Here is a 23,569-nt window from a genome sequence, read left to right as displayed (position 1 = left end):
GCGGTTCCGCCGGTCGGTTCTCCGGCCGGCGGTTCGCCTCACCGTTCAGGCAGTGGCGATATAGGCCCTGATCTGGTCGGCCTCGCGCTCGACATCCTCGATGCGGCGCTTGACCACGTCGCCGATGGACACGATGCCATCGAGCATGCCGTCCTTTTCCACCGGCAGATGGCGGAAACGGCCGCGGGTCATAATCTCCATCACCTCGTTGACGGTGTGATTTTCGTTGCAGATCTTCACCTTCGGCGTCATCGCCGAACGCACCGCGATATCGAGCGCGGCTCCACCTTCCCGGGCGACAACCCGGACGATGTCGCGCTCTGACAGGATGCCGACGATCTTGCGATCGCCATTGGTGATGACCAGCGCACCGATCTTGTGCTCTGCCAGGATGCGGATGGCTTCGCTCAGCTTTTCGTTCGGCCCGAGCGTCAACACGTCATGGCCTTTTCTCTCGAGAATTGCCTTCACCGTCATGGCGTCCTCCTCTGCTTTGCCTGCCGGTTCCTGCCCTGACCGGCCTTCACGTAAGAGTGAACATCGTGCGCCGTGATCGGTTGCATTTCAAGTGCGGTGGTCAGTCGTCTCCCACTCGGGCGCCTGCCATCGCCTGTCGAACCAGCGCAGGCCGAAGAAGCCCGCGACAAAGCCGCCAATATGAGCCTCCCAGGCGATCTGACCATCTACCCCTGGGGCAAACCCGAGCAGGCCGGTGGCGAGATTGATGACCATCCACATGGCGAGGAAGATCACGACACCGCGCAGGCGCAATACGAATGCGATCGGCAACACGGGGCCGGCGAAGGCGGCCTTGCCGGCCGAACGGTCGGTGCGGAAGCCGAAACGCGCCGCAGCCCCCATCATGCCCGATATCGCACCGGAAGCCCCGACCAGCGGCGCCTCACCATAAGGATGCATCGCCCAGAAAAGCGCGACCGAAGCCAACCCGGTTGCGGCAAAAAACAGCGCGAACCACAGCGCTCCCAGACGGTTTGCCAATGGTGAACCAAACGCGGCGAGCCACACCATATTGATGGCGATGTGGGCAAAGCCGCCATGCATGAAGGCATAGGTGAAGGGCCGCGAAAACAGGAACCAGTCGAAGCCGTATTGCCCGGTGTAGAGAACGGGGATGAAGGCCCCGTCATACAGCAATGTCATCTGCTGGGATTCGCTCAACACATATTGCTGCAACAGGTAGACGACGACGCAGATGCCGATCACCGCCAGCACGACGGGCGGCAGGTTGAACACCGGCTCGCGCCGCGGTTCAGGTGCGCCCTCGACCGGGTCGACTTCCGAGGGAGATGCCGGTTCACTCATTTGAAATTGCACTCTGCGGGATTCGGGGTTCGAGCATCTAGATCACCACGGACCGAACCGCAAACCGCGAATCGCCGCGGCGCGAATCAAAAAAGAAGCCGTTCAAGGTTTCCCTTGAACGGCTGGTCGAGCCCCCTGCTCCCCTAAAACTCTTGACTGAAGTGCTGCCGATCGTCGCGAAACGACCGCTTCTGGAGTGGTTTTTGTGTGCCACGGGGCTCGCTTCGATGCAACGTAAACCACCTGTTAACCTTAACGGCCCCGACCCGTGAACAAGTGTTAACGACGCTGGCACGCTTCCTGCTCCGCAACGCATGTAGGTCATCGGAGGGCGCCCTTCTGTTCACCGATGGGACATCAGACGACAGAATGCGCGGAGCAGCATAGTATGAACCAGAATGGATCGATCACGCTGTTCCAATATTGGAACCGCCTGCGTGATGGACGCCCTGCCCCGAAGCGTTCGGAGGTCGAGCCGGCCGACATCAAGTCGCTGCTGGCCGACACCTTTATCCTGGAACGGGACACGCGCGGGCAAGCCGTATTCCGGCTGGCCGGCACCAGGCTTTGCGCCTGCTACGGCCGCGAACTCAAGGGGTTTTCCTTTCCATCGCTGTGGCGCGAGAAGGATCAGCGGCTCGTCTCGCGGCTGATCCATGGCGTCTTCGAGCAGAAGTCGGTCGTGCTGATCAGCTATGAGGGTTTCAGCCGCAACGGGCGCTCAAACAAGTTCGAACTGCTTGCCCTGCCGCTGGACGGCGGCGTCGAAAATCCGCGCTGCCTGGGCGTCATCAGCGCCGTGGAGAAGCCCTTCTGGCTGGGTGCCGATCCGATCACCGACGCGTTGATCGATTCGATACGCGTCATCGATCCGGAGAAGGAGCTTCTCAACAATCGCCCGGCGATCGATGTTCCCTCGCTCGTTCCCGATGAACTTGGAGCACCCGAGACGATCTCGGCACTCGGCCGGGCGCGCCGCATCCGCCATCTCGTCGTGTTCGATGGCGGGCGCGAGGAATAGTCCGTTTGCGGCCTGATGCACGTCGCCCAAAACTGCGCGGCTATTTTGGCACCGCGACCTGCAAAAAGGAAACCCCTGGAGCGCCCGCTTTTTCCCTTTGTTAACCCGCTTTGTTGTACTTCTCTGATGAAGTTCCTCGCATCGGCGCGCGGGATGCCAAACGGGGTGTAGGCAGTCATGAGGTCAGCGGCGGTCGACTATGCGCCGTCCCAAGCTGAAAGGCGTAACTTTCAGCGCGTCCGGGTTAAAATCTACGGACGCTTCATGCTGGAAGACCGCACCGAACACCCCTGCCAGGTCGTCGACATGTCACCGGGCAATGTCGCGTTTCGCACCGAACATCGGCATGCCCGGCGAAAAAATCATTGCCTACATCGATCATATCGGCCGCATCGAAGGTGTCGTCACCCGCACCTTGCAGGACGGTTTCGCGATGACCGTCATCGCGTCGGATCGCAAGAAGGACAAGCTGGCCGCGCAATTGACCTGGCTCGCCAACAAGCATGAACTCGACCTGCCGGAAGATCGCCGCCACGAGCGCGTCGCGCCGCGCAATCCGACCAGCGTGCTGCAGCTCACCGACGGCCGCCAGTACCAATGCCGTATCATCGACCTTTCGCTCTCCGGCGCCGCGGTCGAGATCGACGTCAAGCCGGCGATTGGCATCCAGGTTATGCTTGGCACCATGCGCGGGCAGGTCGTGCGTCATTTCGAGGACGGCGTCGCCATCGAATTCGCTGTGATCCAGCGCCCCGAAACGCTCGATTCCGAATTCAACACGCCACGTACCTGAGCAGGCCGACAGCGACACTCCAGGAAACCGGCCCTTGTGGCCGGTTTTTTGTTTTCGACGCCATGACCTGCATGCTTAGGCCACTCTTGGCGGGGCTTGGCAGCCCTCCGCGCGTCGAGATTGGCGCCTCAATATCCAAACGAATTAATACTCAACTGGTTCAAATTTTACGTTTATTCTACTGGAGTTTTACTCAATATCTACTTCGAGCTTTTGCGTCACATAAATCCACATGTGGCAATGTCTCCTTCGAACGGGGAGACTACAACAATGAAGAACACGAGGGGCAAGCTGTTGCTGGTGGCAATGGCGATGCAGCTTTCCGCTTGGGGATCAGCATATGCCGCGGGACCGGCCTATATGCACACCGGCGGACGCACCACCCAGCCTGTTGGCCATTATGAGTTCTGCCAGCGCAGTCCTGGCGAATGCAGCGAACGGACCCCGAAGGGTGCGCCGGTCGAACTGACCCGCAAACTGTGGGCGACGATCGTCAAGATCAACAATTCGGTCAACACCCGCATCAAGCCGCGCACCGACATGGAAAACTACGGTGTCGAGGAATATTGGGCCTATCCGGCCAATGGCTATGGCGATTGCGAGGACTACGCGCTGGAAAAGCGCCGCGAGTTGATGGATGCCGGCGTCCCCGCCGGCAATCTGCTGATGACGGTGGCGCGCCAGCCGAATGGCGACGGCCACGCGGTGCTGACCGTGCGCACGAGCCTTGGAGAATTCATCCTCGACAATCTGGAAACCAAAGTCCTGTCCTGGACGGACACCGACTACACCTATCTCAAGCGCCAGTCGGACCAGAATTCCGGCGTTTGGGTGACGATCAATGACGGCCGCTCCGACGCGGTCGCCAGCGTCCGCTAAAACAGAGATCAAGCGCGTCGCATGAATGTGACCGCTTAAGGAGAAACCCGGTCGAGTCCCCACCCTCCCCGTCCCCAACGACCGGGTGAAAGGAGCCGGCCCCGTCCCCGGGCCGGCTCCGCCATTTCTGGCGGAGAATCGAAAACCAATCAGCCTGCGGTAGGCTGAAGATCCCAATCTCATTCAGTCGAATCGTCCCGCCTTCCCACGCCCGGAAGATCGAGGCACTATAGGCCGTCAGTTTCGCCTTCTGGATCACGGCCATGTTGGAAATCCCGGAAGATCGATGCGAGCGCCATCGCCTGTTCAACGTTATCGACGATGCCTTCAAGGCCGGCGACTTCGAGGGCCTCGGCGTGGCGTTGGGCGGCTCTTCCCGCTGGTTCGACGAGCGCATGCCGTTCGAGCTCGGCCTCGGGCATCCGCTGGAATATGCGATCTATTGGAGCCCCGTCGGCTTCATCTCGTCTTTGCTGGATGCCGGCTCGAATCCAAACTATCAGGATCACGGCGGGTTTCCGTCCATCATTGCAGCGCTGTCCACCGACCGCGCCGACCGGCTGGACATCGTGCGGGTGTTGATCGACGGCGGTGCCGACCCCAACATGCGGGGCGTCAACGACTGGACTCCGCTGCACTATTCGGTGGCCATCCGCAGTGTCGATGCGATCGGCCTGCTTTTGGCGGCGGGCGCCGACCCGGTGCTCGAAACCCGCATCGATGACTACAGGAACGTGATCGAGGAAGCCGAGATTGCCGGCTTTGAAGCCGGTGCCTCCTTGCTGCGCGATGCGATGGCCGGGCGCAGCTCCGACAGACAGTGAGTTGGGGCGCTACGAACCACCGCCAGCAAATGCCAGGCTGACCTCAGACCTTCTTCAACCCCGCCTTGAAGCGCTTGCCGTTGGCAACGTAGTGCGCCGCCGAACCGCGCAACCTTGCAACGGCCGCGTCGTCCAGCACCCTGATCGCCTTGGCAGGCGAGCCGACGATCAGCGAATTGTCCGGGAATTCCTTGCCTTCGGTGACCAGCGCGCCGGCGCCAACCAGAGAATTTCTGCCGATTTTCGCGCCGTTCAGCACGATGGCGCCCATGCCGATCAGGCTGTTGTCGCCGATCGTGCAGCCATGCAGCAAGGCGCGGTGGCCGATCGTGCAGCCTTCCCCGATCGTCAGCGGGAAACCGGGATCGGTGTGCATGACCGTATGTTCCTGCACATTGGTGTCGGCACCGATGACGATGGGCTCATTGTCGCCGCGGATGACGGCGCCGAACCAGAAGCCGGCATTGCGTCCGACCCTGACGTCGCCGATCAGCGTCGCATCGGGTGCGATCCAGTTCGAACCCGCATCGGCGAAGCTGGGCTCTGTTCCATCGATCGCATAAAGCGGCATTTCTGGTCTCCGAATCGTCTCAAGCTGGCAGCTCGGACCCTAGGAGACGGACCGTCCATGAGGCAATGGCAAGCACGACGACGCCCAGCGCCAAGGTCCACGCAATTGCCGTGCAGCCGCAGGACATCAGCGCCAACGTTGAAATGCGGCGCTGACGCCGGGCATCGATGGCATCATTGACCAGCATGAAGGGTCCGGCACAGGCAGTGGCGAGCAGCGAGCGCAAGACATGTGACGGCGACACATAGGGTTCGGTGAAGGCGACCTTGCGGCCCGACACCAGTTCCATAGCCGATCCGGCCAGCCCGCAGGCCGTCAACCCGACGGCAAAAGCAAAGAGTGTGAGTTCCAGCGGTCCCATCTTAACTTTCCATTTACCATGAAATTGCACAGTCGTTCCACGCAGGCTGCAAGAGCCGTGCCGTACGATGTGTGCCGCCCAGGGACACTGGAGGCGGACGGACGGCCCGAGATCCGAGGACTGAGATGAAGCAGGCAGCGCTCGCCAACGAACTCACTGTGGTCGATTCCAGGCTGATGAAGCGGGTGCTCTACGGATTCGCGGCGCTGGCCCTGCTTTCAGCAGCGATCAGCCTTGCAGGCAAATGGTTTGGCCATTCGATCGCCATGGCCGGATACACCGACGACGCAACGATGCACCAGGTGGTGATCGGCAACAATGTCATCACGGTCCCGGCCAACGCCATCCGTTTCGCCCAGGCCCGGCGCGACGGCATCGCCTCGCGGCTCGACCTCTATCTGCGCTATCCCCAGATGGACGGCTACAGCGAGGCCGCGCGGGATGATTTCAACCATACGGGGACAGCCAAAAGCATCGTCTTTCTGGCCTTCGAACAGCAGATGATGTCGCGTGACATGAGTGGCCGCTTCGCGCCGATCTACAGCGCGTTGATCATCCAACCCGGCATTGTCGGGCCTGGCGGCACGATGATTTATGGTTTCAACGAGAAATCAGGCTATCTGAACGAGGTGCTGGTTGTCGGCAATCGCCCCGGCAAGGAGCCGTTTGTGGCCCGTTGCCTGAGCGGACCGAGTGCCGACCAATCGCTGGCGCCTTGCGAGCGCGACATCCAGGTCGGCGACGAACTCAGCCTCACCTATCGCTTCCCAAGGGAGTTTCTGGGCGATTGGCAGGCGCTCGACGCGGCAATCGCCACTGAAGCCGGGCGCGTCCTGAAAACAGGACAGTAAGAAAGCCTCGGAAGGTGCGGCCGGCCGGCCGCATTCGAGGCGGAGCCGGCCGAGCGCAAAATCGCTGGCTCAGGCCAGATCGATGTCGAGGATCGCCATCGAGAAATTGTAATCGCCGTCGTCCTCGTCCTTGAAGACGATGCCGAGGAATTCGTCGCCGACATAGACCTCGGCCGAATCGTCCTTGCGCGGCCGTGCCTTGACCTCGAGCTTGGGGTTCTGGAAGACGCGCTTGAAATAGGCGTCCAGCTTTCTGATTTCGTCCGGCTTCAACAGTCTTCTCCGATCATCGGGCTTGCTCGTTCGAACGCGCTTCTGGCACGTCGACAATGGCGATGTAAAGGCAAGCGGCCTGATAAGGCGAGACAACCGCCCGCTCCTGCCCGCGGCCGGAATCCGACAGCAGACGACGGCGCCGTGAAAATCAGATGTCGAAGCTGACGACCTGATCCATCGTCTGCGACGGCAGAAGCTGGTCCATCTGGCGCGACGGCTGATCGCAGCCGGTCTCACCGACGACGCGGGCCGGCACGCCGGCAACCGTCTTGTTGTGCGGCACAGGCGACAGCACCACCGAGCCGGCCGCTATCTTCGAGCAATGGCCGATTTCGATGTTGCCGAGGATCTTGGCGCCGGCGCCGATCAGCACGCCGTAGCGGATCTTGGGGTGGCGGTCGCCACCGGCCTTGCCGGTGCCGCCCAGCGTCACGCCATGCAGGATCGACACGTCATCCTCGATGACAGCGGTCTCGCCGACCACGAGGCCGGTGGCATGGTCGATGAAGATGCCCTTGCCGATGCGGGCGGCCGGGTTGATGTCGGTCTGGAACACCGAAGACGAGCGGCTCTGCAGGTAGAGCGCGAAATCCTTGCGCCCCTGATTCCACAGCCAATGCGCCAGCCGATGGGTCTGGATGGCGTGGAAACCCTTGAAATAGAGCACAGGCATGATGAAGCGATCGCAAGCCGGATCGCGATCGTAATAGGCCTGGATGTCGACACGCACCGTCGTCGGCCACTCCTTGTCGTCGGCCAGCATGGACTTGAAGGTCTGGCGGATGAGGTCGGAGCCGATGTCCTGGTGCGCCAGCCGCTCGGCCAGCCGGTGAATGACTGCTTCTTCCAGGCTGTCCTGGTTGAGGATGGTCGAATAGAGGAATGCAGCGAGCAGCGGGTCGCGGTTGACAGCCTCCATGGCCTCGTCGCGGATCGAACGCCAGATCGGATCGACCGGCTTCAATGCGCTGTGTCGGGAAATGCTGATGCTGTTCATCGCCGTCTCGTCCTGCGTCCTGCCTGGCTTGCCTGTTGTGCCTGTTGCCAAGCCGCACATATAAGCCAGATCATAGCACGATTGAACTCAATTTTCCTTAGTGCTTTGTCAAATGGATTTGGTTCGCGGGAATTCAAGCAGCCATGGAAAACGAACCCTTGATCGACGACGCGCTGAAAAGCGAGCTTTCGGCTCTCTACCGGGCGCCAGGCCGCCACTATCATAACCTTTCCCATATCGAGGCAATGCTGGCGCTCGCTGGCGACTGTCGAGAATTGCTCGGCGACCCCGAGGCGATCGAAGCGGCGATCTGGTTCCACGATGCCATCTACGACAGCAAGGCCAAGGACAATGAGGCGCAAAGTGCGGCCCTTGCCGAGAAAAAGCTGGCGGGCCGCGCAAATCCTTCACGCCTTAACCGCATCTCGGCAATGATCGTCGCCACCGCCACGCACCAGGTGCCGCCGTTCGAAGACGCGGCGGCCACACGGGACGCAAGTCTTTTCCTGGATATGGACCTGTCGATCCTGGGAGCCGCGCCGGACGCCTTCGACGCCTATGAGCGCGCCGTGCGGCGCGAGTATCACTGGGTGGAGGAGCCGATGTGGCGAGCCGGACGCAGTGCGGTCTTGAAGAGCTTCCTCGCCCGCCCGCATATCTTCCACACTGAAGAGTTTCGCCAGCGCTGCGAACCGCAGGCCAGGGAAAACATGACGCGGTCATTGCAGGCCCTGCAAAGCCCTTTGTGATCTTCGCCGGTGGCACGCTTGCATGTCGCCCTATCCGGCCACGGGCGTTGCATCGAACAATGCACCGAGAAACGCCTGAACAAGCGAGCGCTGGGCGTCGGTCTTGCGATAGGCGACGCGGTGTATGGAACTGAACGAATAGGCCCTTGGCTTGATTGCCCGCATGTCTCCGGCGGCGACCCAGGGATCGGCAAAATGGCACGGCAGAAAGCCGATGAAGTTGCCCGACAGGATCAGCATCAACTGCGCTTCCATGTGCACGACCGATGCACTCGCCTTGGGATGGCCGACCAGGTAGAGGTCGTCGAAATGCCGATAGCTGCGCACCGAGAACCGCGCGGCGTCGACGGCGCCTTGATCGATCCTTGAATCGAGCATCGCAAAGAGCGGGTGCCGGCGGCCGCAATAGAGAAGATGCGGTTCGCCGCAATAGTCGCGATAGACAACCCCAGGCGCTTTCTGCGACAGCGGCCCGATGACAACGTCGCGACCGCCATCGGCGACTTGTTGCTCGAGTTCGGACGGCGTACCCACCGAAAGGTCGATGAAGACGTCGGAATCCGGCCCCATGAAGCGGCTAAGCGCGTGCTGGATACCCAGTTCGCCACTGGTGAAGACCCCATCAGACGTGCCGACCCGCAAGCGGCCCGACAGGCTGCCGCTGGCTGCATTGATGCGATGTCCGAAATCGTCAAGGTCGCGGAACAGCTTCTGCGCCGCATCGTAGGTTGCCTGTCCAACCTCGGTCAGGCGGAATTGCTTGCGCCCGCGATGGCAGAGTTGGGCACCGATGCGTTTCTCCAGCTCCGCCAGATGCGTGCTCAGCGTCGGCTGTGACAGGTTGAGCGTGATTTGCGCAGCGGCGAACCCGCCTGAATCGGCCAGCGCCACGAAAACGCGCAGCAGGCGGATGTCGATATTGTCCAGCCGGCGCATGGCGCCCCCCATGATGCACAGAACGATACATCGATGTTATTCGATGTATCGTTCTAAATAAACTCATTTACATCAATGTCAGAAATCGCGAGCCTGTACGGAACAAAATTGGGGAACAATCATGAAACCGTTACTCGGCACCGCCTTGTCCGCAGCCCTGCTGCTCGCCAGTTCGCAGCTCGCCCTCAGCGCCGACCAGATCCGCATCCTGGCGCCGACATGGCTGGGATTTGCGCCTGTCCATATCGCCAGCGACCTTGGCTGCTTCACCGCCAAGGGCCTTGATGTCAGCATCAAGTTCGAGGATGACCTGACCAACGTCATGGCGGCGATGGCGCGCGGCGACATCGAGATGCAGATGCGCTCGGTCGGCGAATATCAGGGCCGCCCGCGCGACGCCTCGACGCCCGGCATCATCATCGGAACGATCGACGAATCCGTCGGTGGCGACGGCGTCATCACCGATGACAAGATCAAGTCGGTTGCCGATCTCAAGGGCAAGGTTGTCGCGGCCGAGCCCAACATCCCCTCGCGCCTGCTGTTGCAGATGGAGCTGAAGCAGGCGGGCCTGTCGCTGAAGGATCTGCAGATCAAGGACATCGCGACGGCCGATACGGGTGCGGTTTTCGTCGATGAATCGATCGCGGCGATCGCGACCTACGAACCGTTCATGTCGCAGGCGCTGAAGGCCTCGACCCGCACCGGTGCCCGCATGCTGATCTCGTCCAAGGATCATCGCGGCATCATCATCGACGCGATCATCGCCCGCAACGACGACTTCAAGGCGAACCCCGACAAATACGCAAAATTCCTCGGCTGCATCTATGAGGCGGTCGATTTCATCAAGGCCGAGCCGGAAAAATTCGCCGACATGGCGTCCAAGCATTTCGGCCTGACGCCTGCCGAAGTGACCGACATCGTCAACTCCAGCCTGTCCTACACGACGCTTGCAGAATCCCTGGCCTACATGGGCAAGCCGGGAGAAAAAGGCACGTTGCACGGGATATTCGACACGGTGATGGATCTAAACCTGGAGAACGGCGCCGCCGACAACAGACTGGTGGCGGCCGACCAGATCGACAATTCGGCGATCAACAAGATCCCGGCGAAATAGCGGCCGCGCGGCCGGGCCGGCAGCTTGTCTCGGCTGTCGGCAGCGATGTCATTCCGGCTCGCGCCGGTGACGGCCGTTCTTTCGATCATCCGGGGATAATGATTTGTTCAGCAGCCTGTTTGTCTTCCGCGGTCGCGCATCGCCGATGCTGGAGTTTGCCGTCAGTGTCGCCGCGGCTGTGCTCGTCGTTGCCCTGTGGGAGCTGGCGGCGCGCGCGGGCATCATTGCGCCGCAGTTCCTGCCCTCGCCGAGCCGCGTCGTCATTGCCCTGTGGACGATGCTGACCGAGCAGAACCTGCTGTGGCACGTCGCGGTTTCGACCACCCGTGTCTGGATTGCCTTCCTGCTGGCCGCCGTCATGGCGATCCCGATCGGCATCATGATGAGCAGCTACCGGATCGTCGGCGCCGCCCTCGAGCCGATGATCGATTTCATCCGCTACCTGCCGGTCCCCGCACTCGTGCCGCTGTCGATCATCTGGTTCGGCGTCGGCGAGGAGACCAAGATCTTCCTGCTCTGGCTGGGGACGTTCTTCCAGCTCGTGCTGCTCGTCGCCGACGACATGCGGCGCGTGCCGCAGGAGTTCGTCGAGGTCGCCCGCACCGTCGGTGCCAATTCGAGGCAGGTCATGGTCGACGTCGCCCTGCGCTGGATGGGCCCGACGTTGCTCGACAATCTGCGCATCACGCTCGGCTGGTGCTGGACCTATCTGATCATCGCCGAGATCGTCGCCGCCGATTCCGGCATCGGCTATGTGATCTGGACGGCCCGGCGCTTCGTCAAGACGCCCGAGGTCATGGCCGGCGTCGTCGTCATCGGCTTGATCGGCCTTGTCACCGACCAGCTTTTGCGCCTGCTTCACCGCCGGCTGTTCCGGTATCTGTGAGGAGCATGACATGACCGGATATGTTCAATTCGTCGACACGGCCAAGTCCTTTGGCCCCGTCGATGTCGTGCGAAACACCAGCCTTGGCCTCGACCGCAATTCGCTGGTCGTCTTCCTCGGCCCCTCGGGCTGCGGCAAGACCACCCTGATGCGCATGGTCGGCGGCCTCGACGAACCGAGTTCGGGCTCGATCCTGCTCGGTGGGGAAAAGGTCGTCAGGCCGGACCGTCGGCGCGGCATGGTGTTCCAGTCCTATTCGTCGTTTCCCTGGTTGACGGTCAAAAACAACATCGCCTTCGGCATGCGCTACAGGAAGGACCTCGGTGCCACCGAAAGAGCCGAGCGTATCAGCCACTATCTCAAGCTGTTCGGGCTCGCCGACTTTGCCGACTCCTATCCAAACCGTATCTCGGGAGGCATGCGCCAGCGCGTGGCCATAGCCCGCACGCTCGCCGCGGGTTCGGACGTGCTGTTGATGGACGAGCCCTTCGGCGCGCTCGACGCGCTGACGCGCGAGCGGCTTCAGGTCGAGCTGCGGCAGATCCAGATCCGCGAGGAAAAGACCATCATCTTCGTCACCCACGACGTCGAAGAAGCCGTATTTCTCGCCGACCGGATCATCCTGTTCTCGCGCCGTCCAGCCTCGATCGTCGCCGATATCGACGTGGCGGCAGAGCTTGGCCCGGACCGGCCGCTGGAGATTCGCGAAACCCAGAAATTCTTCGAGCTGCGCAACAAGGTCCTGCATCTGATCCGCAACGAAACCGGAGTGGTCGTATGAGCCTCTCCTTTTCCGGAAAGACGGTCGTGATCACCGGAGCGAGCCGAGGCATCGGGCTCGGCATCGCCAAGGGCTTCGCCCAGGCCGGCGCCAGCCTGCACCTCATTGCCAACGACGCGGCCGTGCACGAACGGGCCCACGACTTGGGCGCCACAGGCACGGAGGCCGACATCGCCGACCGCGAGGCGGTCGGCGCGGCCCTCGAACCGATCTCCCGGATCGACGTGCTCATCAACAATGCCGGCCTCGAGCTGATGACGCCGATCACTGACAGCAGCGACGAGGCCGAAGCCGCCTTCCGGCGCATCATCGAGATCAACGTCATCGGCACGGCGCTTGTCACCGCGCGCGCCTTGCCGCGCATGCAGGCCGGCGCTTCGATCATCAACACCGCATCGATCTGGGGCCGCGTCGCCGAAGCGCGGTTCGGCGCCTATGTCGCCTCCAAGCACGCCATCATCGGGCTGACGAAAACCTGGGCCAAGGAACTTGGATCGAGGGGCATCCGCGTCAATGCGGTCTGTCCGGGATGGGTCCGCACGGAAGCATCGATGCGCTCGCTTGGCCGCATGGCCGAGCAAGGCGGCGTCAGTGAAGCAGCACTGCTCGAAGACATCGTCGGCGCGCAAGCCCTGCCCGGCCTGATGGAGCCGGCCGACATGGCCGGCACCTACCTGTTCCTGGCGTCGGATCTCGCGGCCAACATCACCGGGCAGTCGCTCGGCGTCGACAGGGGAGAAGTGCCTTGGTAACCCCGCTGCACGGAAAACGCGCGCTGATCACCGGTGCGGCCAGCGGCATCGGCCGCGCTACCGCGCTCGCCTTGCGGGACGCCGGAGCCACGGTTCTCGGCTTCGATCTCAAGGCATCCGAAGGCGATATCCCGATCCTTGCCTGCGACCTTGCCAATGAGGCCGACATTATTGCCGCGGTCAGGCAAGGAGCGGAACGGATCGGCGGCTATGACATCCTGATCAACAATGCCGGCATCCTGCAGGAAGCACCGCTTGGCGCGATTTCGCTCGACCATGTCGACCGCATGTTTGCCGTCAATGTGCGCGGCGCCATCATCGTGTCGCGGGAAGTCCTGCCGTACCTTCCCGATGGCGGCCGCATCATCAACATCGCCTCCGAGCTCGCCTATCTCGGCCGGGCGAGCGCCTCGGTCTATTGCGCGACCAAGGCAGCATTGCTCGGCCTGACCCGCTCCTGGGCGCGCGAACTTGCGCCTCGCATACTGGTCAACGCCGTGGCGCCGGGACCAACCGACACGCCGCTTCTCGGTTTCGAGGCGCTGAGCGAGAGCCAGCGCGCGCTTGAAACGACACACCCGCTGGGGCGGATCGGCCGGCCGGATGAAATCGCCTCCGCGGTGGTCTTCCTTGCCGGCCCCGGCGCCACCTTCTTCACTGGACAATGCCTGGGCGCCAATGGTGGCGCGGCGATGCTTTGAAACGAGATGATCATGAAAGACCGAGTTTTCCTCGCTGAACTGCCATGGCCCGAAGCCGAGAAGCGGATCGCCGCCGGCGCTCCCATCTTCCTGCCGCTCGGCTCGACCGAACAGCATGGCCACCACATGGCGATGAATGTCGATGTCGTGCTTCCCACCGCCATCGCCGAGACAGTGGCGAAGCAGGTCGGCGGCCTCGTCGCGCCGACCATTGCCTACGGCAACCGTTCGCAGCCGAGAACAGGCGGCGGCCCGGCCTTCCCCGGCACGATCAACATCACGGCGCACACGTTTTCGCTGCTGGTCAAGGATGTGATCTGCGATCTCTATCGCCAGAAGGTCCGGCGCATCGTTGTCCTCAACGGCCACTACGAGAACATCGGCCCGTCGATCGAAGGCATCGAACTGGCGCTCGATGCCATCGGCCGCGAGCGTGCGGCGGATCTGACGATCCTGCGCATCGATCATTGGGAAATGGTGCGCACAGAGACGCTGGCAAAAGTGTTCCCCGATGGTTATCCCGGCATCGAGCTGGAACATGCGAGCGTCATCGAGACCTCGATGATGCTGGCGCTGCGTCCCGAGTTCGTCGATCTCGGCAAGGCACTGCATGACGGCCCGGCGCAGTTCAGGCCATATGATCGCTATCCCAAGCCAGCCGAGGAAGTGCCGCCATCCGGCGTGCTGTCGCTGACCGAGGGCTCATCAGCCGAAAAGGGCCGGTGGCTGCTCGACGACTGCGAGACCCGCATTGCGGAAATCGTCAAACGTGAATTCTTCTGAGGTGCCGACACCATGAGCAGCAATTTCTTCCAGCCGATCGACGCTTCCGCCGTTCCTCGCTTCGCCGGACTTTCGACCTTCATGAGACTGCCGGCCGTGGCAAGCGCGGAAGGGCTCGACATCGCGCTCGTCGGCATTCCGTGGGACGGCGGCACCACCAATCGGGCCGGCGCACGGCACGGCCCGCGCGAGATCCGCAACCAGTCGAGCCTGATGCGGCGCGCCCATCACGTCTCGGGAACGGAGCCGTTCAGCATCGCCAATGTCGCCGATGTCGGCGATCTCTCGGTCAATCCAATCAACCTCCTGGACGGGCTGAAGCGCATCGAGGACGGCATCGCGGCGATCGTCACGGCGGGCGCCATTCCGCTTGCAGCGGGCGGCGATCATCTGACGACGTTGCCGGTGCTGCGCGCCGTGGCCCGCAAGGCGCCCGTGGGCATGATCCATTTCGACGCGCATTCAGACACCAACGACCGTTATTTCGGCGACAATCCCTATACGCATGGCACGCCCTTCCGCCGCGCCATCGAAGAAGGACTGCTCGATCCGAAGCGCATCGTCCAGATCGGCATCCGCGGCTCGATATACGAACCCGGCGAACATGACTGGGCGATCGCCCAAGGCATTCGCATCATCTACATGGAGGAGTTCGTCAGGCGGGGCGCGGCCAGCGTCATGGAAGAGGCGCGCGGCATCGTCGGCGATACGCCCATCTATGTGACCTTCGACATCGACTGCATCGACCCGTCGATGGCGCCTGGGACCGGAACGCCCGAGCTAGGCGGCTTCACCACCCGCGAGGCCCAGGAAATGGTCCGCCTGCTCGACGGATTGACCATTGTCGGTGCCGACGTCGTCGAGGTGGCGCCGCCTTTCGACCTGGGCGGAATGACGGCGCTCGCCGGCGCGACGATGATGTTCGAGCTGCTGTGCGTGATGGCGAAGTCGGTTCAAGCAGCGAGAGCGCCGGACTGAGCACAAGCATCAAATCCGCCTGATGCATCGCCGTCCGCTCAAAGCGGATTCTCGGCATAGAACTCCAGCACGCGCTGCTTGAAGGTCTTGTCCCCGACGGCCAGCATATGGTCCCGGCCCTCGATGTGAAAGGCGCTGGCGTTCGGCATCAACGCTGCAAGCTCATCGGGCGAGCCGCCAATGTCGTCGGTCGTTCCGACGGCGACCAGCGTCGGCTGGGCGATGCGGGCGATATCCTGCTCGCTCAGCAATTCGCGCGATTTGGCGATGCAAGCGGCCAAGGCCCGGCGATCGCTGCGGGTCTGGTCGGCGAAGGCGCGAAACGACCGGCCGCGCGGATGGCTGGTGGCGGCCGGATCATCGGCAAGCAGGGCGGCGGCGATCGGATCCCAATCGCCGACACCGTCGACCATGCCGATGCCGAGACCGCCGAAGACCAGCGTCGCCACCTTGTCCGGATCGGACAGCGCCATGAACGCCGCGATGCGAGCGCCCATCGAATAACCCATGACATGGGCGCGCTCGATGCCGAGATGGCGGAGCAAGGCAGCGGCATCGGAAGCCATCTTGACCGGCGTGTAGTCGGCCTCCTCATAGCTCTTCGACGACGAACCGTGGCCGCGATTGTCGAAGGCGATAGCGCGGTAACCGGCATCGTTCAGCGTCTTGAACCAGCCGGGCGACACCCAGTTGACATAATGGCTCGAGGCGAAGCCATGGATCATCAGCACCGGATCGCCCTCGCCGGATGCCGGCTGACGGTCGAGGAAGGCAAGCTCGAAGCCGTCATGGGTGAAAGACTGCATCTGCGATCCCGCCTGTGTGCTCAACCGCCACCGCCATTGGGTGCATCGCCATTGTCGGCTGGTGGCATGCCGGGGCCGGATACCGTGCCCACGGCCGGATGACGCAACAGGTCGCCATACTCGATGCCGTTCCTGGCGGCAGTGCCGGCCTTGAGCTCGAGCACGAAGCGCACCGGTACGCCGGGCGAAATGACGGCGTCGGATTGCGGCTCGCCGTGCTTGATCGCCCGGATCTTGCCATCCTGGCCGACGAAAATCAGATCGAGCGGCATTGGCGTGTTGTGCATCCAGAAGCCGACCTGCTGCTGGACCTCGAAGACGAACAGCATGCCGTGGTTGTCCGCCATGTCCTGGCGGTACATCAAGCCGGCCTCGCGCTCCGCGGCGGTGTCGGCGACTTCGATGGAAAAAGAGCGATCACCGCCTTTCGTCACCACGACCAATGGCGCCGGATCGGCCGGAAGGATCATCGCCCGGCTGTCCGCCGAGGTCGGCTTTTCGGAATAGAAGTAACCACCGGCGGCGGCGATGAAGGCAATCGCGCACATCGCGCCCGCGGTCAGCCAGTTCCTGTAAGCCATTCGAGATCCTCGGCCGGAAACGCCTTAGTGCGAGACCGGCAAGGTCCCCATATCGGGGTGAATTTCGGCGGCCATAAGGCCTTTGTCGCCGCGCCCGAAACGAACCAGCACGACCTGTCCGGGCCGAAGCTCGGTGATACCGTAGCGGCGCAAGGTCTCCATATGGACGAAGATGTCCTCGGTGCCCTCGCCGCGGGTGAGAAAACCAAACCCCTTGGTGCGGTTGAACCATTTCACCAGGGCGCGTTCGAGACCGCTCTCCGGCGTCACCGCGACATGGGTGCGCTGCTCCTGCATCTCGGCCGGGTGGACCGCGGTGGTGACGTCCATAGAGAGCACCCGGAAGGCCTGCAATCCGCGGTCGCCATGTTTGACGAGGCAGACCACGCGTGCGCCCTCCAGGGCCGTCTGAAAGCCATCCCTTCGAAGACATGTCACATGGAGGAGGATATCGCCGGAAATGCCGTCATCCGGCAAAATGAAACCATAGCCCTTGGCCACATCGAACCACTTGATGGCGCCGGCTATTTCGAGCAAGTCCGCGGCATCGCCGCCTTCGTCACGCTGCAAGGCGTCGCCGAGGGGTCCGTCCCGCCCCGTCAAAGAGGCCTTTTCCCCCATAAGAATGCCCCCTTTTTTCAAGAACACCGCAACTGATTCTTGCCAACAGATTAACACTGCGGCTTCCGGTCTGTGCAAGACCTGCCGTGCCTTTTTTCACGGTTCATTTGGGCAATACCGGATTTGTTCTTTGCCGGCATTGCGCACCGCCGCACGATTGCCCTTTGACAGGGCCGACCCTATGTTGCGCCGCAACGCAATTTATCGAGGAAATCACATGCGCTATCTGCACACCATGATCCGCGTCACCGACGTCGATGCCTCGCTCGACTTCTACTGCAACAAGCTCGGCCTCAAGGAAGTGCGCCGCTACGAAAACGAGCAAGGCCGCTTCACGCTGATCTTCCTCGCGGCCTCCGAAGACGAGCAAAGCGGCATCGCCGACAAGGCACCGCTGATCGAACTGACCTACAATTGGGATCCGGAAGACTACAAGGGCGGACGCAATTTCGGCCACCTCGCTTATGAGGTCGACGACATCTACGCCACCTGCCAGCATCTGATGGACAATGGCGTCATCATCAACCGGCCGCCGCGCGACGGCAACATGGCTTTCGTCAAGTCGCCGGACGGCATCTCGATCGAGCTTCTGCAGAAAGGCCCGGCCAAGGCCAAGGCGGAGCCCTGGGCTTCGATGGCGAACACCGGAAGCTGGTAGCCGATCACGCTGTCTTGAGCGGACAATACCAGGCTGACGGCCCGGTACCGTTTGGTTTTTCAGGGGCGGCGCCTATCTGTCTGGCTGAGGCGCCAGGCTTGGGCCGGCGCCCAGCCATGCAACAGGCGCTTGCCCAGGAGAATTCATGCCGACCAGCCATGCCGACGTCGCCACCGAACATGCCAGCCGCTACCTGCAGCAGCTGTGCAAGCACTGGGCGCACAAATTCCCGGTCGAGTTCGATCCCACCCACGGCACCATCGATCTCTCAATGGGCCGTACCGTCATGGATGCCGATGCGGCGACACTGCATATCACGGTGTCGACCGACGAAGCGGGATCGATCGAGCGCCTGGAAAGCGTTGTCGCCGATCACATCAAGCGCTTTGCTTTCCGCGAAGAACTGACCTTCGACTGGAAACCAGCACCGGCGGCATAGGCCGCCTACTTCCCACCGGTCTGAGCAGCCATCTCCAGCAGCGCCTGCACGGAGCGCCAGTTGCGTGCGGTGCCCGGGACTTTCAGCGTGCGCGGGATCAGCCCGGCAAACACCGATTTGCCCAGCCCGTCCGGCGCGTGCAAGTAGAGCACATCGCCCTTGATCTCGAAGCGTTCGGGGCCGGTGCACTTTTCGGTCAGTCGCGCCACCTCGTCCGCTGTCGGCTCGCGCTCCAGCACATAGGCATGCAGCTTGGTATGGTCCCCGGCAACTTCCGGGTAAGGGTTTTCGTTCACCAGCCGCTCGAACCATGAGAGATCGCGCACCATGATGCGCGAATAAAAACCCCATTTCTTCTCGAAGGCTGCTTCGATCTGTTTCGTCAGCGCGGCCGCGTCGCCCTTCTTCGCCCGGAACACGGCATTGCCGCTCTGCACGTAGGTGGCGACATCGGAAAAGCCGAGATCCTCGAAGAACGACCGCAGCTCCGCCATTTTGACGATGCGGTTGCCGCCGACATTGATGCCGGAAAACAGCGCGACGAAGATTTTTCCTGCCTCCTTGCCGCTCATATGATGAAACCGGCCAATGTCTCGTTGTCGGTGATGTCCTGATACTGGACGCCCTCGGCCTCGAACTTCGCCTTGAGCAGATCGAAATTGCGGCGGTCCTTGGTTTCGATGCCGATCAGCACCGAACCGAAATTGCGCGCCGATTTCTTCAGATATTCGAAACGGGCGATGTCGTCGTCGGGCCCGAGCAGTTCGAGGAAGTCTCGCAGCGCGCCGGGCCGCTGCGGAAAGCGGATGATGAAGTATTTCTTCAGCCCCTCGAAGCGCAGCGCCCGTTCCTTGACGTCCGGCAGCCGCTCGAAATCGAAATTGCCGCCCGAAACCACGGCAACGATGGTCTTGCCCCTGATCTCCTTCTTGGAGAAATCCTTGAGCGCATCGATCGCCAGCGCGCCAGCCGGCTCCAGCACGACGCCTTCGACGTTGAGCATTTCGATCATGGTGGCGCAGAGCCGGTTTTCCGGGATCAGCCGCACCGTTTCGGCCGGAAAATCCTTGAGATGACGCAACGGCTCGCGGCCGATCTCGGCCACCGCGGCGCCATCGACGAAATTGTCGACCTTGGCGAGTTTGAGCCGTTTTCCCGCCGCAAGGCTTTCGCGCAGGCTCGGTGCCCCTGCCGGTTCGCAGAAGACGAAGCGTGCTTCCCTGCCCTGATCGGCGAAATAATGGGTGACGCCCGCGGCAAGTCCGCCACCGCCGACCGGCAGCATGACGATATCGGGCATGCGGGCGCCCGACATCTGGTCCGCGATCTCGTAGGCGACGGTTGCCTGGCCCTCGATAATGTCCTTGTGATCGAAGGGCGGCACCATATGGGCGCCGGAACTGTCAGTGAATTCCAGGGCCGCGCGATAGCAGTCGTCGAAGAAATCGCCGACCAGCCTGATCTCGATGAAATCGCCGCCGAACAGCTTGGTCTTGTCGATCTTCTGCTGCGGCGTCGTCACCGGCATGAACACGACGCCTCGCCTGCCGAAATGGCGGCAGACGAAAGCAAAACCCTGCGCGTGGTTGCCGGCGGACGCGCAGACGAACAGTTCAGCCTCGTTGCCGGCCGCCAGTGTCTTGCGGAAGAAATTGAAGGCGCCGCGGATCTTGTAGGAGCGGACCGGCGACAGGTCCTCGCGCTTCAACAGCACCCGCGCGCCGGTCTTTTTCGACAGATAATCGTTTTCCTGCAGCGGCGTTTCAGGGAAGATCTGGCGGATCGCGGCGGCAGCGGCAGCAACGCGGGAAGAAAAACTGTTCATCGGAAACCACCCTTGGGAAAGCCACCTTGTGTCGCACGCTGTCCGCGGACCTCTATCATTGATCGGGTCGCACACGTTCGGTTGTTGAGCGCCGGGACAGGTGCGGCGCGAGCCAGCCTATTGCATATCCGGCTACGTGGCGCCATCGTCCATCATGTGCGTCGTTCCGAGCGGAAATTTTGCGGAATATTTTCAGCTACTTGTGGGTACATTCTCATGCCCCTGGCACCGGGCGGCTTGAAACCGCTATCTCTGCGGGAATTGGAGAGCCGGCGGCGACGCCGCTCATTGCGCGGATCACGCAGGCGTTTCCCGCCATTTTGGCATTCGCGCAACACTGCGATGGCCGCAGCGGCGCGCCGATCACATTTCGACTGGACATGACTTAGTTCTGCCGCACTCTGCCTGTCCGGGAGGTATCGTGAGGATAGACAGGCCTTTCGGCCGGAGTTGGAAATTCAGGCGTGCCTTTGAAGAAGATTTTCACCGTTCTCCTGGCCTTGTTCGTCGCCGGCTGCGCCGGCCAGCAAACACAGGAATTGCTGGGCAGCGCCATGGTGTCCGCGCCGGTGACGGAGATCGCCGGCAACCACTCGATCTTCATCGCCACGACGCGCAAGAAGTCCGACGATCCCAACAAGGTTTTCGACGGCGAACGCTCGGCGACGCTGAACTATGCCCGCGTCAACGTCACCGTTCCGGGGCTTCACAAGACCGGCCAGATCGAGCGCCGCTCGCGCGGCAAGTCGGATGACCCGGCCAAATATTTCATGGCTTCCGAGGTCGTCGGCTACGACACGCAGCCGAAATTCTCCAGCGCGCTCAATGCCGACATCGCGGCGCGTGGCGGCCGCGTCATGGTCTTCGTGCATGGCTACAACACCGGCTTCGATGCCGCCGTCTATCGCCTCACCCAGATCGTCCATGATTCCGGCTATCCCGGCACGCCCGTGCTGTTTTCCTGGGCATCGGGTGCCAGGACCACCGACTACGTCTATGACAAGGAAAGCGCCAGCGCTGCCCGCGACCAGTTGGAGGTGACGCTCAGGATGCTGGAGCAGTCCGGCGCGCGGCGCATCGACATCGTCGCGCATTCGCTCGGAACCTGGGTCACCATGGAAACGCTGCGGCAGATGGCCATCACCGGCGACCGCGATCTCGGCGGCAAGCTCGGCGACGTGGTGCTGGCTTCGCCCGACATCGATGTCGACGTGTTCAAGAGCCAGATGCGGCGCTATGGCAAGCCCGACAAGCCGTTCATCCTGCTGTTGTCGGACGACGACCGCGCGCTGCGGCTCTCCGGCCTGATCGCCGGATCCCGGCCGCGCGTCGGCGACTACAAGGATGCCGCCGATCTCGCCTCCTATGGCGTGTCGGTCGTCGACCTGTCCAAGGTCAAGGGATCGGACAGCTTCAACCATACGAAGTTCGCCGACAATCCGACGCTGGTGAAGATGATCGGCCAGCGGCTGCGCGAGGATGACGGCTTTGCCAGCGACCGTGACGTGACAGACCGCATCAGCCTGCTTGGCCAATAGGTGCGGTCCCGCGGTTTTCGCCGTGCCTGCCCGGCATCGCGGACGTGTGGATACACTTTGAACTGGACCGCGCCGGTCTCTGGCCTTATCGGAATAGCCAGCGACGTCACGCGTTTGACGTCCCCCTTGGCGGGAGCCGGCGTATGACCATGCGTTCGAAGAGCTACCTCGTCGTTGCATTGGCGCTCGCTGTCACCGGCTGCGCCGGCGGCAAAACGCACGACCTGCTCAACAAGACGACGGTCACGGTGCCCGCTTCCGACATCGCGGCCACGCATGAAATCTTCGTCGCCACCACCCGCCAGAGGGCAATCAAGGACCCGCGACAGGTGTTCGACGGCGATCGCTCGCTGACCACCAGCTTTGCCCGTGTCGACGTCACCGTCCCGAAAAACCATCAGGTCGGCGCCATCGAGCGGGCCAAGGGATCGGCAAACAGCAACCCGGCCAAGGATTTCACCGCCAAGGACGTCACCTTCTATGAAGGCGCGCCGCAGTTCGCCAAGGCGGTCGGCGCCGACATCGCCATGCGCGGCGACCGTGCGCTGGTTTTCGTGCACGGCTTCAACAACGGCTTCGATGACGGCATCTACCGGCTGACGCAGATCGCGCACGACACGAAATATCCCGGCACGCCGGTGCTGTTCTCATGGGCTTCGAGCGGCAAGACCACGGGTTACATCTACGACAAGGAAAGCGCCAACGCAGCGCGCGACGACCTCGAGGCGACGCTCAGGATGCTGGCCAAGACCAAGGTCAAGAGCATCGACATCATCGCCCATTCGATGGGGACCTGGGTGACCATGGAGGCTCTGCGCCAGCTTGCCATCACCGGCGATCGCGATCTCGACGACAAACTCGGTTACGTCATCCTGGCCTCGCCCGACATCGATGTCGACGTGTTCAAGAAACAGATGATCCGTTACGGCAAACCCGACAAGCCATTCGCCATCCTGCTCTCGGCGGATGACCGGGCTCTCAAGCTGTCCTCCCTGATCTCGGGCGATAAGCCGCGCGTCGGCGATTACGGCGATGCGGCCGACCTCGCCAGCTATGGCGTGTCGGTGGTCGACCTTTCCCAGGCCAAGGGCGGTGACCGCCTCAACCACGCCAAATTCGCCGACAACCCAATGCTGGTGCAACTGCTGGGCGATCGGCTGCGGGCGCCTGCCGGCCTTGCCTCGGACGAGCCCGTCCCGACTCAGCTCAACAATCTCGGTCAGGGCCTGGGCAAGGCCGTCGGCTCGGTCGCGGAAATCGTCATCACCACGCCGTTCAAGGTGCTGACCATCGCCACCGGCGGGTAGCCGGGGGCAGCTTCCTGGTGGAGACCATCAGGTGTCGAAGTCGGCGCTGCCCCTCACCTGCCTGCCGGCATCCTCTCCCCGTATAGTGACGGGGAGAGGGGCGCTATTGTCCGAACCGGATAGATAGGTAACAGAATGGACCGATAGCATGGGTGACAGTTTTCTTGTCCGCCGGGAGGACCGGCGATGGTTTGGCGAGAGACTGGCATCATGGATGA

28 protein-coding genes and 1 pseudogene are annotated in these 23,569 nt (G+C 62.3%); 17 read left to right on the top strand and 12 right to left on the bottom strand.

What is annotated here, in order from left to right:
• Positions 1–45 precede the first annotated feature (45 nt).
• A complete protein-coding gene (locus tag NP945_RS09130) occupies positions 46–477 on the bottom strand; it encodes a CBS domain-containing protein (protein WP_027039198.1) in 432 nt (143 codons plus the stop codon).
• A gap of 87 nt (positions 478–564) precedes the next feature.
• A complete protein-coding gene (locus NP945_RS09125) occupies positions 565–1,323 on the bottom strand; it encodes a rhomboid family intramembrane serine protease (RefSeq protein WP_127269621.1) in 759 nt (252 codons plus the stop codon).
• Positions 1,324–1,711: 388 nt separating this feature from the next.
• Here NP945_RS09125 and NP945_RS09120 point away from each other — a divergent pair, with 388 nt between their 5' ends.
• From NP945_RS09120 to NP945_RS09105, 4 genes and pseudogenes are all read left to right on the top strand, one after another.
• Positions 1,712–2,344: a PAS domain-containing protein gene (locus NP945_RS09120; RefSeq protein WP_023812148.1), complete on the top strand. Its 633-nt coding sequence runs from the start codon at positions 1,712–1,714 to the stop codon at positions 2,342–2,344.
• Between the two features lie 177 nt (positions 2,345–2,521).
• Positions 2,522–3,137, top strand: a pseudogene (locus tag NP945_RS09115) (PilZ domain-containing protein).
• Positions 3,138–3,407: 270 nt separating this feature from the next.
• On the top strand, positions 3,408–4,016 hold the full coding sequence (locus tag NP945_RS09110; protein WP_256746171.1) for a transglutaminase-like cysteine peptidase: 609 nt from the start codon (positions 3,408–3,410) through the stop codon (positions 4,014–4,016).
• Between the two features lie 263 nt (positions 4,017–4,279).
• The gene (locus NP945_RS09105; RefSeq protein ID WP_256746170.1) at positions 4,280–4,840 is read left to right on the top strand and encodes an ankyrin repeat domain-containing protein; all 561 of its coding nucleotides are present in this window, start codon (positions 4,280–4,282) and stop codon (positions 4,838–4,840) included.
• A 43-nt stretch (positions 4,841–4,883) separates the two neighbouring features.
• Here the strand turns inward: NP945_RS09105 and NP945_RS09100 are convergent, their stop codons facing one another.
• Positions 4,884–5,411 carry a gamma carbonic anhydrase family protein gene (locus NP945_RS09100; protein WP_256746169.1) on the bottom strand — a complete coding sequence of 176 codons (528 nt, stop codon included), beginning with the start codon at positions 5,409–5,411 and terminating at the stop codon, positions 4,884–4,886.
• 19 nt (positions 5,412–5,430) lie between these two features.
• Positions 5,431–5,772 carry a hypothetical protein gene (locus tag NP945_RS09095; RefSeq protein WP_127271612.1) on the bottom strand — a complete coding sequence of 114 codons (342 nt, stop codon included), beginning with the start codon at positions 5,770–5,772 and terminating at the stop codon, positions 5,431–5,433.
• A 125-nt stretch (positions 5,773–5,897) separates the two neighbouring features.
• On the opposite strand from NP945_RS09095, the gene NP945_RS09090 reads away from it, so the two are divergent.
• Positions 5,898–6,623 (top strand): hypothetical protein, encoded by a 726-nt coding sequence (locus tag NP945_RS09090; RefSeq protein ID WP_256746168.1) that lies wholly within the window; start codon positions 5,898–5,900, stop codon positions 6,621–6,623.
• A 69-nt stretch (positions 6,624–6,692) separates the two neighbouring features.
• Here the strand turns inward: NP945_RS09090 and NP945_RS09085 are convergent, their stop codons facing one another.
• Entirely contained in the window at positions 6,693–6,896 is a 204-nt protein-coding gene (locus tag NP945_RS09085; RefSeq protein ID WP_013531334.1) for a DUF3126 family protein, read from the bottom strand.
• 151 nt (positions 6,897–7,047) lie between these two features.
• Complete coding sequence (gene cysE, locus NP945_RS09080; RefSeq protein ID WP_013531333.1) at positions 7,048–7,896, bottom strand: serine O-acetyltransferase; 849 nt, start codon at positions 7,894–7,896, stop codon at positions 7,048–7,050.
• A gap of 143 nt (positions 7,897–8,039) precedes the next feature.
• On the opposite strand from cysE, the gene NP945_RS09075 reads away from it, so the two are divergent.
• Positions 8,040–8,645 (top strand): hypothetical protein, encoded by a 606-nt coding sequence (locus NP945_RS09075; RefSeq protein ID WP_128308274.1) that lies wholly within the window; start codon positions 8,040–8,042, stop codon positions 8,643–8,645.
• Positions 8,646–8,675: 30 nt separating this feature from the next.
• Here the strand turns inward: NP945_RS09075 and NP945_RS09070 are convergent, their stop codons facing one another.
• Positions 8,676–9,581, bottom strand: a complete 906-nt coding sequence (locus NP945_RS09070; protein ID WP_256746167.1) for a LysR family transcriptional regulator — start codon at positions 9,579–9,581, stop codon at positions 8,676–8,678.
• Positions 9,582–9,702: 121 nt separating this feature from the next.
• Here NP945_RS09070 and NP945_RS09065 point away from each other — a divergent pair, with 121 nt between their 5' ends.
• The 7 genes from NP945_RS09065 (at position 9,703) to speB (ending at position 15,576) form a co-directional block, all read left to right on the top strand.
• On the top strand, positions 9,703–10,695 hold the full coding sequence (locus tag NP945_RS09065; protein ID WP_256746166.1) for an ABC transporter substrate-binding protein: 993 nt from the start codon (positions 9,703–9,705) through the stop codon (positions 10,693–10,695).
• Between the two features lie 103 nt (positions 10,696–10,798).
• Positions 10,799–11,581, top strand: coding sequence for an ABC transporter permease (locus tag NP945_RS09060; RefSeq protein ID WP_236383447.1), 783 nt, complete (start codon positions 10,799–10,801; stop codon positions 11,579–11,581).
• Positions 11,582–11,591: 10 nt separating this feature from the next.
• Positions 11,592–12,362, top strand: coding sequence for an ABC transporter ATP-binding protein (locus NP945_RS09055; RefSeq protein WP_127396858.1), 771 nt, complete (start codon positions 11,592–11,594; stop codon positions 12,360–12,362).
• The gene (locus NP945_RS09050) at positions 12,359–13,114 is read left to right on the top strand and encodes an SDR family NAD(P)-dependent oxidoreductase (RefSeq protein ID WP_256746165.1); all 756 of its coding nucleotides are present in this window, start codon (positions 12,359–12,361) and stop codon (positions 13,112–13,114) included. Before NP945_RS09055 ends, NP945_RS09050 begins: the two co-directional genes overlap by 4 nt.
• Positions 13,108–13,815 carry an SDR family NAD(P)-dependent oxidoreductase gene (locus NP945_RS09045; RefSeq protein WP_256746164.1) on the top strand — a complete coding sequence of 236 codons (708 nt, stop codon included), beginning with the start codon at positions 13,108–13,110 and terminating at the stop codon, positions 13,813–13,815. The genes NP945_RS09050 and NP945_RS09045 overlap by 7 nt, the downstream gene beginning before the upstream one ends.
• A gap of 12 nt (positions 13,816–13,827) precedes the next feature.
• Positions 13,828–14,598 carry a creatininase gene (locus NP945_RS09040; protein ID WP_127396855.1) on the top strand — a complete coding sequence of 257 codons (771 nt, stop codon included), beginning with the start codon at positions 13,828–13,830 and terminating at the stop codon, positions 14,596–14,598.
• 12 nt (positions 14,599–14,610) lie between these two features.
• On the top strand, positions 14,611–15,576 hold the full coding sequence (gene speB, locus NP945_RS09035) for an agmatinase (RefSeq protein WP_256746163.1): 966 nt from the start codon (positions 14,611–14,613) through the stop codon (positions 15,574–15,576).
• 38 nt (positions 15,577–15,614) lie between these two features.
• On the opposite strand, the gene NP945_RS09030 is transcribed toward speB, so the two are convergent.
• The 3 genes from NP945_RS09030 to NP945_RS09020 are packed head-to-tail and all read right to left on the bottom strand — an operon-like array spanning position 15,615 to position 17,584.
• Positions 15,615–16,382: an alpha/beta fold hydrolase gene (locus tag NP945_RS09030; protein ID WP_256746162.1), complete on the bottom strand. Its 768-nt coding sequence runs from the start codon at positions 16,380–16,382 to the stop codon at positions 15,615–15,617.
• Between the two features lie 20 nt (positions 16,383–16,402).
• Entirely contained in the window at positions 16,403–16,963 is a 561-nt protein-coding gene (locus NP945_RS09025) for a DUF192 domain-containing protein (RefSeq protein ID WP_256746161.1), read from the bottom strand.
• Between the two features lie 24 nt (positions 16,964–16,987).
• Positions 16,988–17,584 (bottom strand): cold-shock protein, encoded by a 597-nt coding sequence (locus NP945_RS09020; protein WP_032901396.1) that lies wholly within the window; start codon positions 17,582–17,584, stop codon positions 16,988–16,990.
• A gap of 217 nt (positions 17,585–17,801) precedes the next feature.
• On the opposite strand from NP945_RS09020, the gene gloA reads away from it, so the two are divergent.
• Positions 17,802–18,242 (top strand): lactoylglutathione lyase, encoded by a 441-nt coding sequence (gene gloA, locus NP945_RS09015; protein WP_127271577.1) that lies wholly within the window; start codon positions 17,802–17,804, stop codon positions 18,240–18,242.
• 145 nt (positions 18,243–18,387) lie between these two features.
• Positions 18,388–18,681 (top strand): DUF2218 domain-containing protein, encoded by a 294-nt coding sequence (locus NP945_RS09010; RefSeq protein ID WP_127415469.1) that lies wholly within the window; start codon positions 18,388–18,390, stop codon positions 18,679–18,681.
• A 5-nt stretch (positions 18,682–18,686) separates the two neighbouring features.
• Here NP945_RS09010 and NP945_RS09005 read toward each other — a convergent pair whose 3' ends face one another.
• Positions 18,687–19,253: a DUF1697 domain-containing protein gene (locus NP945_RS09005; RefSeq protein ID WP_127271772.1), complete on the bottom strand. Its 567-nt coding sequence runs from the start codon at positions 19,251–19,253 to the stop codon at positions 18,687–18,689.
• Positions 19,250–20,506 (bottom strand): threonine ammonia-lyase IlvA, encoded by a 1,257-nt coding sequence (ilvA, locus tag NP945_RS09000; RefSeq protein WP_256746160.1) that lies wholly within the window; start codon positions 20,504–20,506, stop codon positions 19,250–19,252. The genes NP945_RS09005 and ilvA overlap by 4 nt, the downstream gene beginning before the upstream one ends.
• A gap of 464 nt (positions 20,507–20,970) precedes the next feature.
• Here ilvA and NP945_RS08995 point away from each other — a divergent pair, with 464 nt between their 5' ends.
• Positions 20,971–22,044, top strand: a complete 1,074-nt coding sequence (locus tag NP945_RS08995) for an alpha/beta hydrolase (RefSeq protein WP_127332086.1) — start codon at positions 20,971–20,973, stop codon at positions 22,042–22,044.
• A 143-nt stretch (positions 22,045–22,187) separates the two neighbouring features.
• The gene (locus NP945_RS08990) at positions 22,188–23,351 is read left to right on the top strand and encodes an alpha/beta hydrolase (RefSeq protein WP_256746159.1); all 1,164 of its coding nucleotides are present in this window, start codon (positions 22,188–22,190) and stop codon (positions 23,349–23,351) included.
• The last annotated feature ends 218 nt before the right edge of the window (positions 23,352–23,569 follow it).

Origin of the sequence: Mesorhizobium sp. LMG17149 (assembly GCF_024518695.1) — a bacterium.
In the GTDB taxonomy this organism is placed as follows: Bacteria; Pseudomonadota; Alphaproteobacteria; order Rhizobiales; family Rhizobiaceae; genus Mesorhizobium.
This window is presented reverse-complemented; position numbering and strand designations above follow the sequence as displayed.